Genomic DNA, 15,530 nt, shown 5'->3' on the forward strand with positions numbered 1-15,530 from the left:
CTAACCTTTCTTATAGAACTGTGACAAGAACCGCACGTCATTCAAGTAGAAGTTGCGGATATCGTCAACACCGTATTTCAACATTGCAAAGCGGTCTGGTCCTAACCCAAAGGCAAAACCACCATATTCTTCTGGATCAATGCCAGACATTTCTAACACGTGGGGGTGAACCATGCCGGCACCCAGTACTTCGATCCAACCCGTTTGCTTACAGATTGCACAGCCCTTGCCATTGCAATTAAAGCAAGTTACATCAGCTTCTACGGATGGTTCCGTGAATGGAAAGAAGCTTGGCCGTAGCCGAACATCGAATTGATCGCCAAACAAAGTCTTGGCAACCAGAATTAAGGTGCCCTTCAAATCAGCCATCGTAATATGCTTGTCCACGACTAACCCTTCAATTTGATGAAATTGATGGGAATGGGTTGCATCATCCGTATCACGCCGATAAACGCGGCCAGGTGACAAGACCTTCAGCGGTCCTTTAGAAAAATCGTGATTTTCAAGTGACCGCGGCTGATCAGCAGACGTCTGCGTGCGTAGTAGCACGTCTTTGGTAATATAGAACGTGTCTTGCATGTCACGGGCGGGATGGTCCTTCGGTAAGTTCAACCGTTCAAAGTTGTAGTAATCTTCTTCAACTTCATCACCATCAACAATTTGATAGCCCATTCCCATAAATAGATCTTCCAATTCAGTAATAATCTGGGTAATCACGTGAGGCTGACCTTGTGGAACTTCCCGACCCGGTAACGTCACGTCCAGTTTTTCGGCAGCCAATTGCTCATTAACGGCTGCTTGTTCCAGTTCTTCACGGCGTTCATCAATCGCAGCCTGAATCCGGTCACGAACTTCGTTGGCATAAGCGCCCACCTTTGGCCGTTCTTCCGGGCTTAAGTCGCGCATTCCGCGCAATACTTCTGTAATCGGACCCTTTTTACCAAGCAAATCAACTTTGACTTGGTTAACCTTTTTCAAAACATCGGCGGATTTAATATCGGCCAAGCCTTGATCGCGTAATTCGGTTAATCGATCTTGTAAACTCATATGCTGCCTCCAATTTTTAGTTGCGTTGCGGACAAAAAAAGACCCCATCCCTGAAAAGGGACGAGGTCATCGCGGTACCACCCTTGTTTGCATAGTAGTCACTATGCACACTCACTACCCGTCATAACGGTCGGGATACCGGAAAATTATTTGTTTACACAAACGCCCAATTTCAGCTCAGAGAGTGAATTCGTCAATCTTGGTCGCCAGGGTGCTTTCAATCGGTGACACCCGTCCCTACGACGCCGTAACTAACTACTATTTCTCGTCAAGGCTTTTATCTACATTGTCAGTTTATGGCAAAGTGCCCTGCACGTCAACCCCGTATTAGGATTTGGCCGGGCTGAACCACTTATCAGACCAGTTATGGACCGTATCCATGACCTGTCGTAAATCTTGCCCCTTCGTAGTCAAGCGATACTCAATCAGGGCAGAGTCACAATGGGTTACCCGACTCACAATGCCGTTTTCTTCCAATTCCTTGAGACGAACGACCAGCACCCGATCACTGCACTTAGGAATCCGGCGTGCCAGATTCTTAAAGCGTTGGGGACCGTCTTCCAGTAAAACATCGATAATTAAACCGTTCCACTTTTTCCCTAGAATTGAGAACGTCTTTTCAAATTTTGGACACAGTTCGAAATCCACGTTGGATTCTGTTACCGTGTCAGCTAGCATTTCTGACATGCAATGACCCCCAATTATTGAATTAACCGGCGGAGACCTTGCCTCGGAACCGATCTAGTTGTTTGGCCACTTTCATACGTAATGGTCCAAAAAATTCATGTTCTGCTTCATAATCATCAACTAAAGAGACGAGCAAACTTTCACGATATTTAGGCACAGCTAAAGTTGCACCAAACATATGCTTCAAAATGATATCTTTTTCCATCGGCGTTAATTTCGTTAACTTTTCAGCGTTACGTAACGCTACCCGCGGATGAATAAATGCGTGCGAGCCGAGATCAAACTTGGTTTCACGCCAGTCATAATAAAACAAATCATGCAATAATCCACCACGCGCCACTGCCGTCGTATTTAGATGCCATTTCTTCGCTAAAACATAACTATCATATGAAACTGCAATCGAATGATCCAATCGATTTGAATGGTGGTGCTGTGTAAACTCAGCAAGCCGCTGAACGGCCGGCTGTGCTAATAAATCTTCGACGATCGCCACGTATTCAGAATCTTGTTGCCACGCATTATTAGTTTTCATCTAAAGCTCCCTTTGCTAATATCTACGGCTATTCTACTAAAAAGTCAGTCATTTTGAAAGTATTTTACCTGGATTTTAGCATTTTCTTACTAATTGTAAGTTAGCGATATAAACCGAACATTAAAACGCCAGCAGCCACGGCTACATTTAACGATTCTGCTTGCCCCTTGATGGGAATGTATAAGTTTTGGTCTGTCCGTGCCAATAATTCCCGACTCATTCCATTACCTTCGTTTCCCATGATCAAGCCAAAACTAGCCGGCGCGTCAATATCTAAATACCGGGCTGCCTGTGGATTTAATTCTGAACCGTAGACTGGTGAACCCTGCGCCTGCAATTGGTCAACCAACTTGTCGAGATCAGTACTAATCAGTTGTAAATGAAACTGACTCCCCTGCATAGCTCGTTCAACTTTGGGTTGATGGATGTCCACCGTCCCGGTACCGAAAGCGACGCCGGCAAAACCCGCAGCATCCGCAGTCCGTACCATGGTTCCAATATTTCCGGGATCTTGAACATTATCGAGCAGTAACCAAGGCCGCATTAAATCTAATTGTGATAGATCTTCAATTGCAGCAGGCAGGGTCGCCAGCGCAAACACCCCCTGCGGCGTCACCGTCGCACTGATATGTTTGGCGACTTCATCAGAGATTTCAATGACCGCTGGAAAATGAGTCAAGTCCGGTTCGGTCGCCAGTTGCTTGGCAGTAATGAGCAAGGTCTGAATCGCGACGTGTGCTTTAACTGCTTCGTTGACTAAATGCCAACCATCTAGCAAGTATTGTCCCTGTTGTTTGCGTCCCTTCTTTGTTTGGAGCTTTTTCCACGCCTTGACGTGCGCATTTTGTAATGAATTAATTTTTTCCATCGTCAACTTCCTTTAATTAATCGGTTGAAACATCAGCCGGTCTTGTCAATTCGGGGCACCCTGTATCATTCGAAAGTGTCCGTTTTATCCCAAGTATAGCATATCGCCCGTTGAACATTTCCATGCTATTATATAAGTAATACAGATTGTACTAATTATGCTAACACAATACAATCAGCAATCAGCAATCAGTACAATCAAGATGCTAGTCACAGGTTAGACTAGCTGAACAAGTTAAGTAAGGAAGTGACACAATGCGTGCAGTAACATTAAAAGCAATCGGCCGGGTCCAGGGGGTGGGCTTCCGTTGGGCCACTAAAGTTGCCGCTGACAAATGCGGCGTGAACGGAATCGTTCGTAACCTGATGGACGGCTCAGTCTTTATTGAAGCCGAAGGCGAAGATCAACGAGTGCAAGTCTTTATCGACGTTGTTCGGCAGTCGCCAACCGATTTTGGCAAGGTCAAGCACCTCGAAGTGCATGAAGTTGAACCACAAAACTATCACGATTTTCGGATAACCAATTGAATTCCCCCGACATCTTTAGTATCATCATCATTATATGACTTTAACAAAGGGGGATTATTAACTAGTGAAATCAAAAAAAGGCCTTACGCTCACCATCACCTTAGGAACGTTAGCACTGTTTCTAAGCGGTTGTGTGCAAACGACCAAAGCTGGTAAACCATACGGGTTTGTTTACGAGTACCTTGCAAAGCCAGGGCAAAACGTGATGGAATGGTTGTCACAACTATTCGGTAACAACTACGGTTGGGCAATCATCGGCTTGACGGTCATTGTGCGACTCGTTTTACTGCCAATGATGATTAATCAACAACGTAAATCAACCTACCAACAAGAAAAAATGTCCGCGGTTCGGCCACAGATGGAAAAAATCCAGGCACGGCAAAAAGCAGCGACGACTCAGGAAGAAAAAGCCGCAATCAGTAATGAGCTCATGCAACTTTACCGTGACAACGGTATTAGCATGACTGGTGGTATTGGCTGTTTACCACTACTGATTCAACTGCCAATTTTCTCCGCCTTGTACTACGCTATTCGCTATTCGCCTGAATTATCTAAGGCGACCTTTATGGGGATCTCCCTTGGGAAATCCAGTCTGATTCTAGCCATTTTAGCCTTTTTATCCTACTTGGCACAGGGTTACCTATCCATGATTGGTTTACCTGAAGAACAGAAGAAGACGATGCGTCTCATGCTCATTATGAGTCCGGTCATGATTTTATTTGTTTCCATGTCCGCTCCCGCAGGTTTAGGACTTTACTTCTTCGTTGGTGGTTTGTTTGCCTGCTTGCAAACACTGATCATCAACTTCTTCCGGCCACGTATTCGGCGTGAAGTTGAAGCAGAACTCAAAAAGCACCCCATCAAAACACCAACACCGACGCAACCAAAGCCGATTAATGCAACTGAATCCAAGCCTAGTCATCCTCGTCCGCAAAATAATGCGGGGGGTGGTCGGAATGCCGGTAAACAACAACGACACCGTAAATAACCACTGAAGCTTAATCAACACTAAAGCACCGTCATGAAAATTCTCATGGCGGTGCTTTTTACGTTGCACCTAACCGGCACGCAGCCGTCCCCTTAACTGATTTCGCAAACATTACCACGAGATGCCAATTAACGCTGCCAGGCCGATCAGATCAATTTCTTACTTAGCTGGTAGGAATAACCCACGGTCAAAATCACGACCAACACGATAATCGTAACAAAGACATTGAGAAATGAGTCTGTTGACATCTTTCCCATCGCTACTAACAGCGGTCCTGAGATTCCAAATAATCTGCCTGCTAGCACATTAGTCCGATGCCAGTTTTCTTCTGACAAATAGGTCCACGGAATCCGGATTCCAACCAAGCGATTACGAGAAGTATATGCCATCGGTAATGCGACAATCGAGATGATTATCGCGATCAGCGCAAAGCCAATCGTGGAAATCCGGTTGAAATCAATAAGTAACAAATAAAATAAAACGGTCAAGTTAATATCAGCACCGAGATACGTTCCCTTGCGCCAGTTGGAATTCTGTTTACAGATCAAAATTAAACTAATCCCAATTAAAAATAACCCACCAACCACGGCCAACGGTGCATTACGAATTTGCCACATGGGCCCACCACTGGCCAGTTTAATCACTACTAAGATGACCAAATTGATTAAATTTACCATGATAAGCAATTTAACCCCAAGCGTCTGTTGCCATTTTTCTGGAATCATGAGTAAGCCCCCATTCTAAACTGCTAGCCAGATAAGGTTGCAGCGCCATAATTATTCCAATACCGAGTCCTACGTTATGCGTGACTAAAACACGCAATCGCTGAAAGCAAGGATGACCAGCAAATTACTCACCCGTATGTTGCAATCAATAATTGCTCAACTAGTTAAGCGCAATTATAGCTGAATTGCATAATAAGGGGTAGAACTTGCCCACTTTCAAGTTTGTCCGCCAACATTCCAAACTAAATCAAACGTATTTCGTCAAAATTAATCAACTTTGGGCAGACGACACTTCGAGACCTGAAATTTTATGTAAATATGCGATAATGGAAATTAACAATTCAAACTCAAGGAGGAACTCCCATGAAGTTACTACATACAGCGGATTGGCACATCGGCCGGACGCTTAACGGTTATTCTTTGTTAGATGAACAGGAAGCAGCGTTCAAGCAAATTCTAACGATTGCATTGGCTGAAAAAGTTGATGGTATCGTGATTGCTGGGGACATCTACGACCGGGCCGTTCCGAGTACCGATGCGGTCACTTCACTTGACCACATGCTGCAGGCTATTAATATCGAGCATCACCTACCAATCTATGCCATTGCTGGCAACCATGATGGCGCCAAACGTCTCAACTACGGTCGTGAATGGCTAGCCTATAATAATTTTCATATCAATACGTTACTAGCCGAGGCCTTCACGCCCATCGAGACCCCAACGGCACAAATCTTTATGTTACCGTTTTTTGACCCCATTGACGCGCGGGTCTACTATCAGCAACAAGGTTTGCCCGAAAAACAAGTCAAGGCGATTCACACCATTCACGATGCGATGCAACGCGTGGTTAGTGACCTCGTTGCCACCTTTGATCCTGAAAAACGGCACTTGTTGATTACTCATTTTACCGTTACACCCAAAGCAGATGACGACTTGGAATTAACAAGTGAAACAACTTCCAAAGTGGGCGGTTTGGCGACGCTGACCACCGATTTATTCGCAGACTTCGACTACGTGATGCTGGGCCACATTCACACTCGGTTAGCCTCACCCGACAAAGATCGAATTCGTTATGCCGGTAGCCCCGTCAAATTTAACGTCAAGGAAGCCAACCCTAAGTTCCATGGCAAAGGTGTTGAAATTGTGACAATCACACCCACTGCGATCACCCATGAATTCAAGCCAATTCAGCCGCAAACTGACTTGGTTACGTTGCGTGCGCCTTGGGAAACGTTACTTGATCCCAACTTTTATCAGCAACAGCCGTTAAAGCAGGCTTGGTTTGCGATCACCGTCCAGGAATTCGACCGTAGTAAGCATCTGAACGTCCGGGCGCAACTCGAACAAATCTACGGCACCATTGTCGAACTGGACTACGAATCGAACCACCAAGCCACCGCCATTAGTGGCCCCAAAAACATGAACGAACTGAGTCCTGATGCAATTGTTGGGCAATTTTTCCACGCGATTACTGGTAACCAGCTCTCAACGACACAACAACAACTCGTTGACCAGATTTTCGTCAACTTAAGAAAAGAGGATTAGCCGTGAAACCCGTTTATTTAGCCATGAACTATTTTGGCCCCCACGAACATTCAATTATTGATTTTAGCAAGCTAGAAAGTACCCCGATTTTTCTGATTAGTGGTGATACTGGGGCCGGTAAATCAACTATTTTCGATGCCATGACTTTTGCCCTCTTTGGCAGTACGACGAATGATGGGACGGATGGTCGGGCAGCCAAAGAGATGCGCAGTCAGTTCGCCCCCGCTGACCAACCGACAAGCGTCACCTTCTACTTTGAGCAAGGCAATCAACTCTATAAGATTGCGCGCTCCCCTGAACAATACTTAGCTAAGAAAAAAGGATCTGGACTGACAAAAAAGAATAGTACGGCCAAATTAGCTGTCGTTGATCACGTTGGTGGCGTGGAGATTGAGAGCATTGCAACCAAGCCGGCCGACGTTGGTCCCGAGATCACGACCATCTTGAATTTGACTGCTGATCAATTTAAAAAAATCATTCTACTCCCCCAAAATGACTTCTCGGAATTCTTAAAGTCAAAAACGACTGACAAGGAAAAAATTCTTAAAAAGATTTTTGGAACGCAACTTTATTCAGACTTTACTGCGGAACTTAAAGCGGAGTATCAAACCGCCAGCAAGACTGGTGATCAGTTTGTCGCCGATTTGCGGGTCGCACTAGCCTCAGCAACTTGGAATGATGCGGAACAGGCTCAACTTCAAGCAGTTCCGGACGATCAAAAAATTCCACTACTACGAGCATTTGTTACGACGCGTCAAAGTGCTTTTGACCAAGCACAGCAAACGACTAGTAAAATCAATCGGTCTGTTAAAGCGGCCGAAACGACCTACCAGCAAGCACGCGATCGCCAACAACAATTTGACCGGCTCACACAGGCGCAAGCTGATTATCAAACTAAAGTTGAAGAACAAACACCGGCAATTACCATAGCCAAGCAACAGTTGCACGCGTTAACTTGGGCCCAGCCCCTACAAGCCACCATGCAAGCCCTCACTCAACAAACACGTGACCAAAAGCAATTGACGCTTGACCAGCAAGCAGCTATGGATAACGTGCAACAAGCGCAGGACGACTATCGCCAAGCGCAAGCTGCAGTTCAACAATTACATGACCAAAGTGAAGCTAACCATCAGCACCAGCAGCGCTTGGAACAATTGGCCACGTTGATTCCACAAGCGCAACGCGTTGAAAGTCTCATCGCACAGCTCGCAAAGCTCAAGCCGAGTGTCGCTGATCTGAAGGCGACTTTTGAACAGCACCAAACCGTAATAAAGACATTAACAGCCAAAATCACCACCCAACAAGCGAACTTGCCATCTATTGATGACTTACACGCCACTAAAGATTTGCTGATTAAACAACGAGAACAGTTCGTCGACACCCTGACACCACTTGATAGTCAATGGCGAGGTGCGCAACAAGAACAGCAGCGCGTCACCAAGCAACTGACTGATTTACGGGCGCAGCTTGCCCGCGATGAACAGAATCAGCACAATGCGCAAGTCCAATTTGAACAACAACGTGGTCAACGCCAAAGCTTAATGATTGCCCAATTACAACAAGAACTCGTTGACGGCCAGCCCTGCGTGGTCTGTGGATCAACCGATCATTCACAGATGCCGGTCACAACCATCGTTGCAAATGAAGCTGACTTACGACAATCCATGCAAGCCGTTGACGACGCTCAAAACGCGCTGGCGGCAGCCAACAAGCAAGTGGAAGCAACTCAACAACGTGTCGAACAGGCTGAAAAAGAAGTTGACCAGGCTACGCAGCAAGTAACCACCGCCCAAACGCAACTAACTTCAACTTACCAACAGTTGATTGAAACCAACGGACTAGCACTAAAGTCACCCTACGATTTGACCGCAGTCAGGGCTTTTTTCGCTGAGCAACTCGCCACAATTACGAAGAAGCTTGAGGCAGCCCAACGAGTGGTTCAAGCTATTGAGAAATATACTGCTGAACTGGAAGCACAACAAAAACAGGCCCAACAAACGGAGTTACAGTTAGGCGAACAACGGGCCTTATTGCACAATAAAATAGCCGATTTGACGGTAGCTCAGGCAGCCATTGGTACGGACTTACAAGTCACAAGCGCTGACCTGCTGGCCGAAAAAGCGCATCTCAATCAGATCGTCGCGACCTACCAACAACGCCTAGAGGCCGCCCAAGCCACCGTTCAAACCAGTCAACTTACTTTATCAAATCATCAAACTAAGCTCGATGATTTAAACGACCGGTTGAAGACAACACAGGCCACGCGCACGCAGCTTGAGCAAACAATCGCACAGGCCTTAGCTGACCCAGAAGCACCGACTCATGACCAAACTGTACTTGAAAATTGGTTAGAAGAACTCGCCAATGGTCGACTGACCGACCTGCAAGTCCAAATTGCCACCTATCGGCAAGACAAGGAGCGTCTGACAACCGAAATCAAGCAACTGCAAACCGCCTTAACGAACGTTGAACGACCGAATATTGCGGGCATCCAAGCTCAGCTGGCCGACCTGCAAGCTCATAAGGATCGAGCACTGCAATCCCAAACCGTGGCGGAACAAACCTTAACCGACGCGCAAAGTTGTCTCGAAAAAGTCCAACAAATCATGCACCAGCAAGGCACATTTGCAAAGCGGTTCGCCGAAATTACAAGCCTGTATAATATCATGACTGGTAAAGATGGCAACGATCACAAGCTCAAGTTAGAGACCTACGTTGTCCAAAACTACTTGCAACGCGTCTTAAACTACGCCAATGATCACTTTATCAACCTGCTTTCCAATAACCGCTACACATTTGAACTAGCTGCCGAAGCGAGTGATAACCGCAGTGACCACGGCCTCGATATCAATGTTTACGATAATGAGACCGGCAACTCGCGTTCATCTAACACGTTGTCCGGTGGTGAAACCTTCATTGCTGCTCTGTCGATTGCACTCTCGCTCAGTGAGGTCGTTCAATCTTCGGCTAATGGCGTCCAAATCGACGCACTATTTGTCGACGAAGGCTTCGGCTCCCTGGATGATGAAACTTTGGAAAAAGCGATGCAGGCACTCGAAACAATTGGTGAAAACCGAATGGTCGGTGTTATCAGTCACATTGAATCAATGAAACGAACGATTGGCCAACAAGTTCTCATCAAAAAGATGGGGGATGGCCGCAGTACCGTGCGGTTGATCAGTAAATAGCCGCCGAAAACAACCGCAGTACATGACTCACAAGGTCTGAAAAACAGCGACACAAAAAACGGCGGCCGTCATTCAGCAATTATGCTGGATGACGGCCGCTGTTTTTGTGAACCATCCCAATTAATCAGACCGGATTAAAAGAAAATACCCAGGATCAGTCCAAGTAATTGCATGCCTTGAAACATCATCAAATTTTGTGGTGCCGTATTAAAGGTGGTTTCTTTCACCTGCACCGCGTTAAAGGCCCGAATATTCTTCAAAATTTTTGGTAAAACGAGCAACACTGCCAGCTGATAAATCGGTAGTATTTGTAAAACAACACTCATCAGCACTGGCAAATAACCTAACAGCGCCAGCGTATCGTAGACCCGTAGTGACCAACGATGACCAATATAGTACGGAACCGTATAACGTTCATTGCGAATATCCTGTTGTAAATCTGAAATATTATCAGCTAACATGATATTCGCAACCAAGAAAATCCCTGGTAGCCCCACCAAAATCATGACCAATATGTTCTCTAAATTCCCCACAATCGCAAACTGCGGCCAAGCAAACTTAAAGCCCGCCAGTACGGGGGTCGCGACGTTCATATAAACACTCAGAAAGAAAACGCCAAATCCTTCGACACATCCCGACAGTAATTCACCCAACGGGAAGCGCGAAAACGGTACCGGGCCATAGGTATAGAAGATAGCCACACCAATCGCTGCAGCGCCCATGAACAGTAACAATAGGTTTGTTCTGACGACTAGCACTAATCCTAAAATAATTGCAGTTGCTAACATCGCTAGCATCAAATTCAATGATCGTCGTGGTGATAGGTGCTCACGGCCAACAATGTTATAAGTATCCCGATAATGTAAATCCTTAGCCAAGTAGTAATCCTGCACGTTATTAAACCCCGTCACAAACAATGCAATCGCTACTTGTGCAACTAAGTAAATTAACGAATTGATCCAATTAAACGCATGAAAATAATAGATTGAAAATAAAATACCAATAAAATACGGCACCACACTAGCTGCCTTGGCATTTAGCCGAATGAATTCCAAAAAAATTTTGAACGTCATTGGCCGATAAGTTGGTTCGTTCGTCAACAACTTCGCCCCCTGATTAAATTAACTACTCTTCCACTATACCAAAAAAGGTTACTTGTGAAAATGGTTTCATGATGAACATACCAACAAATATCGGTCAGCTTAAATATATTTCGAGTCGGATCAATCTGAATCAGGATTAAACCCAGCCTGCTGGTGTACAACCTATTCGTCGTTTAATCAGCATCTTACTGCGCCCTATCGAACTGTCAGTCGATGCTCAATATTGATCCAGGCCTCCCTCAAAATCACGATATGATCCCATAGGCCGCGGCTTTAAAATTCATTACAGCGCAATTATCCATACTGAAAACGCACATTCAAGTTAAATTAACTTGAATGTGCGTTTTAAATTCATCAATGATTCGATTACCTAGTGGTCGTGCTCATGATCATCCAAGGGCGCTTCATCTTCATCACGAGTAGCTGGTCGGATTCCGGCTGGCAGTTCCGACTTGGCAATCTTTTCAACATCATTCGTTTCAGCCTCGGCCTTAGCTAAGAGCTTCGCGTCCCGTAGAATCGGTAACTGGAACCGAAAGATCGAGCCCTGGCCCACCACAGATTCAACACTAATATGACCATGGTAACCTTCAACTAACCGTTGCGCAATGGATAATCCTAACCCGTTACCACCCTTATCACGGCTACGCGCCTTATCAACCCGATAAAAACGGTTGAAAACTCGATCGAGATTGTCCTTAGAAATACCCTCGCCAAAGTCTTGGACGGCGACTTCAATGTAGCGATAATCCGTGGATAATGATAAATGGATTTCTTTACGTCGTGTCGAGTACTTGACCGCATTATCCAATAAAATAATCAGAATTTGCTCAAGGTGATTACGGTAAATCTGAGCATACACCGGCTTTTTAACATCATCATCAAACGTAAAATGAAAGTCGGGGTGAATCATCGTAAAATCGTTAAATGCTTGCGTCACTAACTTCTGAACGTCCGACGTCTCATGGCTAAAATTGATTTCCAATTGTTCAGCACGCGATAAGTCCAACATTTCTTGAACTAAGCTCTGCATTCGCTTGGTTTCTGACAAACTAGCCGCCAATGATTCCGACAACACTTGCGGATCATCCTTGCCCCATCGATTCAGCAACTCCATATGGCCCTGGATAATTGCCACCGGGGTCCGTAATTCATGGGAAACGTCTTCAACAAATTGCTGCTGTTGATTAATATAGCGTTGCATCTGATCAAGCATATCATTGAATACGACTGCTAAATCCGACAATTCATCATTGCGTTTAAGATCGGGCACTCGCGAGTCAGTTTGCGGATCATCATTGACCGCATTAATCGTCTGTTTGATTTTACGCATTGGCCGTAATAGAAACGCAGCTAAGAAATAGCCCAGTAGCGTGGCACCAAAAATAGTGATCATTGTCATCACAATAAAGATCCAGATCAAATTCTGAGTCGTTGAATGGTATTCCGCCAAATTATCGGTGACCTGGGTGTAACCAATCAAACGGTGATTGCTAGCCGCATAAATGGGCGCCCGCCCAACTAATTCAGCATCACTTCCTCGGCCAATCACCACCACCTGACGCGTCTTATTCTTAGAGAACTCATGTGCATCCTTGCGGGATAGATAGAGTGTGTTCCCGTGTGGATCATAAACCGTCACAGCTAAGTTTGTACGGGATAAGGCTGTTAAATCAGAATCTGAAAAGATTTTACTTTGCAGCACACCATGCTTACGTTCACTCATGGTAGTTGCCGGTTCAACGCTCGCTTCGGGTTGCAATTTAGCGGCCACCGATTTAATGGTCAGTCCCTTCGACTCCGTTCGTAACGATTGTTGCACCGTTGTAACAGCACTAGCCACGTTCCGTTGTTCTTGGCGCAATAAGAGGTTCGTGAAACTCTTATAGACCAATAATGAAAAACAAATAAAAATGAGCGCGGACCCAATTGCGGTCCCGAGCGCCCATTTCCATTTTAATGACCAACGGCGCCGTGGTTTAGGCGTCACTTGATTCGTATCAGCGTCAGTCATTAAGAACGAATCACGTATCCAGTCCCACGAACAGTTTGGATGTAACTCTTTTCTCCTGGTCGGTCAATCTTGTTCCGTAAGTAACGGATATAAACGTCGACGACATTCGTTTCAACTTCTGATTCGTAACCCCATACTTTGTTTAGTAAGACATCACGAGCGAGGACAACGTTAATATTTTCCATTAAAGTTAATAACAGTTCATATTCACGCTTCGTCAAGTTGATGACTTCGTCGCCGCGTTTAACGACTAAGTTTTCCTTTTCAATCGTCAAGTCTTTATAAGTGACGGTCGTTTGTTTAGTGCTTTGTTGTTCACTTTCCAAATCGATTCGCCGCAATAGTGCTCGTAAGCGGGCAAGTAATTCTTCGATAGCAAATGGCTTAACAATGTAATCATCTGCCCCATGATCCAGGCCGGAAACTCGATCAATCACGGAGTCACGGGCCGTCATCATAATAATCGGCGTATTCTTGACTTCACGAACCCGCCGGCAGACTTCCAAACCGTTCAGTTCCGGTAACATCAGGTCTAATAGGATGGCATCAAAATCTTCAGCTAACGCTGCGTCTAACCCTTTACGGCCGTTATATTCGACTTGAATATCATAGCCTTCGTGTTTTAATTCTAATTCAACGAAGCGTGCGAGGTTTTTTTCATCCTCAATAATTAATATTCGACTCATTTACTTTTAGTCACTCCTAATATTCAACTTATCTAAAAACCGTACGAATCAGTGATTTATCACCACTAACCTGCATTAAGCTAGTACAACATGTTATTTTAACATGAAAACGCTGAATTTCCTACACCCCAACCAGGGTCTGCTCCTCACCCAAATCTAATTTTAGTGAATTCTCATTAAATTGCAATCTTTATGTCTCATCATCTGACGGTTCGGTTTGCGGATGTTGCTGGTGCCACTGGCGAATAGCAGCTAGGCGCTGTTGCCAGGCTTTCTCCTGTCCCTGGCTAGTCGGCTCATAGTACCGGTGCTGTTTTAACTCAGGTGGCATCGTCGTCATCGTGGTTAATTTGGCCGCTGTATCATGGGCATATTTGTAATCAGAACCATAACCTAAATCTTTCATTAATTTTGTCGGTGCGTTGCGAATCTGTAAGGGGACCGGTAAATTACCCGTCGCTTTGATATCTGCTTGCGCTGCCGATTTAGCCGCGTATAATGCATTGGACTTCGGTGCTAAGGCTAAATAAGTCACTGCTTCCGTCAAATTCACGTCACACTCAGGCATACCGATCAACTGGCACGCCTGAAAGACTGCTACCGTCAGTGGCAATGCCTGCCGGTCAGCTAGCCCAATGTCCTCACTCGCAAACCGAATCAAACGCCGAGCGATATACAGCGGATCTTCACCGCCGGCTAGCATCCGCATCAACCAGTAAATCGCCGCGTCAACATCACTATTACGCATTGATTTATGTAACGCGGAGATAATATTATAATGCTCCTCGCCATGCTTATCGTAGCGCAACGACTTAGTATTGATCAGTTGCGATAACCCGGCCGTAGTAATCGTAACGTGCTTGCCATCGCGGTCACCGTTCAAAACAGCCATTTCTAACGTATTGAGCGCCATACGAGCATCACCATTAGCAAATTCTGCGATCAACCGTAGTGTATCAGGCTGCATCGTAATCTCAAGATCCGGAAACCCCTTCGGATTCTGCAAAGCGCCCTGTAAGACAGCTTCTAATGCGTCAGGCGTCAATGCCTTTAAGACCAATACTTTGCACCGTGATAATAGGGCCGCGTTAATTTCAAATGAGGGATTTTCCGTCGTCGCACCAATTAACGTGATACTGCCGCGCTCAACATATGGCAAAAAGGCATCTTGTTGGGCTTTATTAAACCGGTGAATTTCATCAATAAAAACAATGGTCTTTTCACCAAAATCTCGATTAGCCTCCGCTTCATCCATGATTTGCCGAATTTCTTTAATGCCACTCGTCACCGCGCTAAACGTAATAAAGTGCGACTGGGTCTGTTGCGCAATAATTTCGGCTAGCGTGGTCTTGCCGACTCCCGGTGGTCCCCAAAAAATCAGGGATGGTAACTGATCTTCTGCGATTAATTGTCGTAATAGTTTACCCGGGCCAAGTAGATGCTCTTGGCCCTTGAAATCCGCCAGCGTCACTGGCCGGACCCGGTAAGCCAACGGACTACTACTAGATTTATCCGGGTTAAATAATGATTCTTGTCGCATGGCGACCCCCACTTTCGCGTTTATTCATTACTCTCAATTTTAACGCAAACGTACGTTCTAATCCACTCAAACCAACGATC

At 45.5% G+C, this 15,530-nt stretch carries 13 protein-coding genes and 1 other annotated feature; of the genes, 4 read left to right on the forward strand and 9 right to left on the reverse strand.

What is annotated here, in order from left to right; genetic code table 11:
• From ACOV1R_RS04660 to ACOV1R_RS04675, 4 genes are all read right to left on the reverse strand, one after another.
• Complete coding sequence (locus ACOV1R_RS04660) at positions 1-1,047, reverse strand: phenylalanine--tRNA ligase subunit alpha (RefSeq protein WP_003644299.1); 1,047 nt, start codon at positions 1,045-1,047, stop codon at positions 1-3.
• A gap of 53 nt (positions 1,048-1,100) precedes the next feature.
• Positions 1,101-1,328 (reverse strand) — a binding site (T-box leader).
• A gap of 46 nt (positions 1,329-1,374) precedes the next feature.
• A complete protein-coding gene (locus tag ACOV1R_RS04665; RefSeq protein ID WP_021357385.1) occupies positions 1,375-1,734 on the reverse strand; it encodes a winged helix-turn-helix transcriptional regulator in 360 nt (119 codons plus the stop codon).
• 22 nt (positions 1,735-1,756) lie between these two features.
• Positions 1,757-2,266, reverse strand: coding sequence for an HD domain-containing protein (locus ACOV1R_RS04670; protein WP_003640309.1), 510 nt, complete (start codon positions 2,264-2,266; stop codon positions 1,757-1,759).
• 100 nt (positions 2,267-2,366) lie between these two features.
• On the reverse strand, positions 2,367-3,134 hold the full coding sequence (locus tag ACOV1R_RS04675) for a TrmH family RNA methyltransferase (protein WP_054519088.1): 768 nt from the start codon (positions 3,132-3,134) through the stop codon (positions 2,367-2,369).
• Between the two features lie 254 nt (positions 3,135-3,388).
• On the opposite strand from ACOV1R_RS04675, the gene ACOV1R_RS04680 reads away from it, so the two are divergent.
• Both ACOV1R_RS04680 and yidC read left to right on the forward strand, forming a co-directional pair.
• The gene (locus ACOV1R_RS04680; RefSeq protein ID WP_003640307.1) at positions 3,389-3,661 is read left to right on the forward strand and encodes an acylphosphatase; all 273 of its coding nucleotides are present in this window, start codon (positions 3,389-3,391) and stop codon (positions 3,659-3,661) included.
• Positions 3,662-3,725: 64 nt separating this feature from the next.
• The gene (gene yidC / locus ACOV1R_RS04685; protein WP_217203117.1) at positions 3,726-4,649 is read left to right on the forward strand and encodes a membrane protein insertase YidC; all 924 of its coding nucleotides are present in this window, start codon (positions 3,726-3,728) and stop codon (positions 4,647-4,649) included.
• A gap of 146 nt (positions 4,650-4,795) precedes the next feature.
• On the opposite strand, the gene ACOV1R_RS04690 is transcribed toward yidC, so the two are convergent.
• Positions 4,796-5,374, reverse strand: coding sequence for an SdpI family protein (locus tag ACOV1R_RS04690; protein WP_015380257.1), 579 nt, complete (start codon positions 5,372-5,374; stop codon positions 4,796-4,798).
• 363 nt (positions 5,375-5,737) lie between these two features.
• Here ACOV1R_RS04690 and ACOV1R_RS04695 point away from each other — a divergent pair, with 363 nt between their 5' ends.
• Together ACOV1R_RS04695 and ACOV1R_RS04700 are read left to right on the forward strand one after the other, a co-directional pair.
• A complete protein-coding gene (locus tag ACOV1R_RS04695; RefSeq protein ID WP_015380256.1) occupies positions 5,738-6,919 on the forward strand; it encodes an exonuclease SbcCD subunit D in 1,182 nt (393 codons plus the stop codon).
• A 2-nt stretch (positions 6,920-6,921) separates the two neighbouring features.
• Positions 6,922-10,107, forward strand: a complete 3,186-nt coding sequence (locus tag ACOV1R_RS04700; protein ID WP_016511349.1) for an AAA family ATPase — start codon at positions 6,922-6,924, stop codon at positions 10,105-10,107.
• 134 nt (positions 10,108-10,241) lie between these two features.
• On the opposite strand, the gene ACOV1R_RS04705 is transcribed toward ACOV1R_RS04700, so the two are convergent.
• The 4 genes from ACOV1R_RS04705 to ACOV1R_RS04720 form a co-directional block, all read right to left on the reverse strand.
• Complete coding sequence (locus ACOV1R_RS04705; RefSeq protein ID WP_003640302.1) at positions 10,242-11,210, reverse strand: UbiA family prenyltransferase; 969 nt, start codon at positions 11,208-11,210, stop codon at positions 10,242-10,244.
• Between the two features lie 370 nt (positions 11,211-11,580).
• The gene (locus ACOV1R_RS04710; RefSeq protein WP_003645182.1) at positions 11,581-13,224 is read right to left on the reverse strand and encodes a HAMP domain-containing sensor histidine kinase; all 1,644 of its coding nucleotides are present in this window, start codon (positions 13,222-13,224) and stop codon (positions 11,581-11,583) included.
• Complete coding sequence (locus tag ACOV1R_RS04715; protein ID WP_003638551.1) at positions 13,224-13,910, reverse strand: response regulator transcription factor; 687 nt, start codon at positions 13,908-13,910, stop codon at positions 13,224-13,226. The genes ACOV1R_RS04710 and ACOV1R_RS04715 overlap by 1 nt, the downstream gene beginning before the upstream one ends.
• Before the next feature lie 190 nt (positions 13,911-14,100).
• On the reverse strand, positions 14,101-15,450 hold the full coding sequence (locus ACOV1R_RS04720) for a replication-associated recombination protein A (RefSeq protein ID WP_003640299.1): 1,350 nt from the start codon (positions 15,448-15,450) through the stop codon (positions 14,101-14,103).
• Between the last annotated feature and the right edge of the window lie 80 nt (positions 15,451-15,530).

The sequence above is a fragment of the Lactiplantibacillus sp. YT640 genome (assembly GCF_049745435.1).
GTDB classification, from domain to species: domain Bacteria; phylum Bacillota; class Bacilli; order Lactobacillales; family Lactobacillaceae; genus Lactiplantibacillus; species Lactiplantibacillus plantarum.

Bases quoted from the DNA above. Each gene is read 5' to 3' on its own strand.
- ACOV1R_RS04690 (WP_015380257.1), bottom strand. From the start codon at position 5,374: ATGATTCCAGAAAAATGGCAACAGACGCTTGGGGTTAAATTGCTTATC.
- ACOV1R_RS04710 (WP_003645182.1), bottom strand. From the start codon at position 13,224: ATGACTGACGCTGATACGAATCAAGTGACGCCTAAACCACGGCGCCGT.
- ACOV1R_RS04675 (WP_054519088.1), bottom strand. From the start codon at position 3,134: ATGGAAAAAATTAATTCATTACAAAATGCGCACGTCAAGGCGTGGAAA.
- ACOV1R_RS04715 (WP_003638551.1), bottom strand. From the start codon at position 13,910: ATGAGTCGAATATTAATTATTGAGGATGAAAAAAACCTCGCACGCTTC.
- ACOV1R_RS04720 (WP_003640299.1), bottom strand. From the start codon at position 15,450: ATGCGACAAGAATCATTATTTAACCCGGATAAATCTAGTAGTAGTCCG.
- ACOV1R_RS04660 (WP_003644299.1), bottom strand. From the start codon at position 1,047: ATGAGTTTACAAGATCGATTAACCGAATTACGCGATCAAGGCTTGGCC.
- ACOV1R_RS04695 (WP_015380256.1), top strand. From the start codon at position 5,738: ATGAAGTTACTACATACAGCGGATTGGCACATCGGCCGGACGCTTAAC.
- ACOV1R_RS04680 (WP_003640307.1), top strand. From the start codon at position 3,389: ATGCGTGCAGTAACATTAAAAGCAATCGGCCGGGTCCAGGGGGTGGGC.
- ACOV1R_RS04665 (WP_021357385.1), bottom strand. From the start codon at position 1,734: ATGTCAGAAATGCTAGCTGACACGGTAACAGAATCCAACGTGGATTTC.
- ACOV1R_RS04670 (WP_003640309.1), bottom strand. From the start codon at position 2,266: ATGAAAACTAATAATGCGTGGCAACAAGATTCTGAATACGTGGCGATC.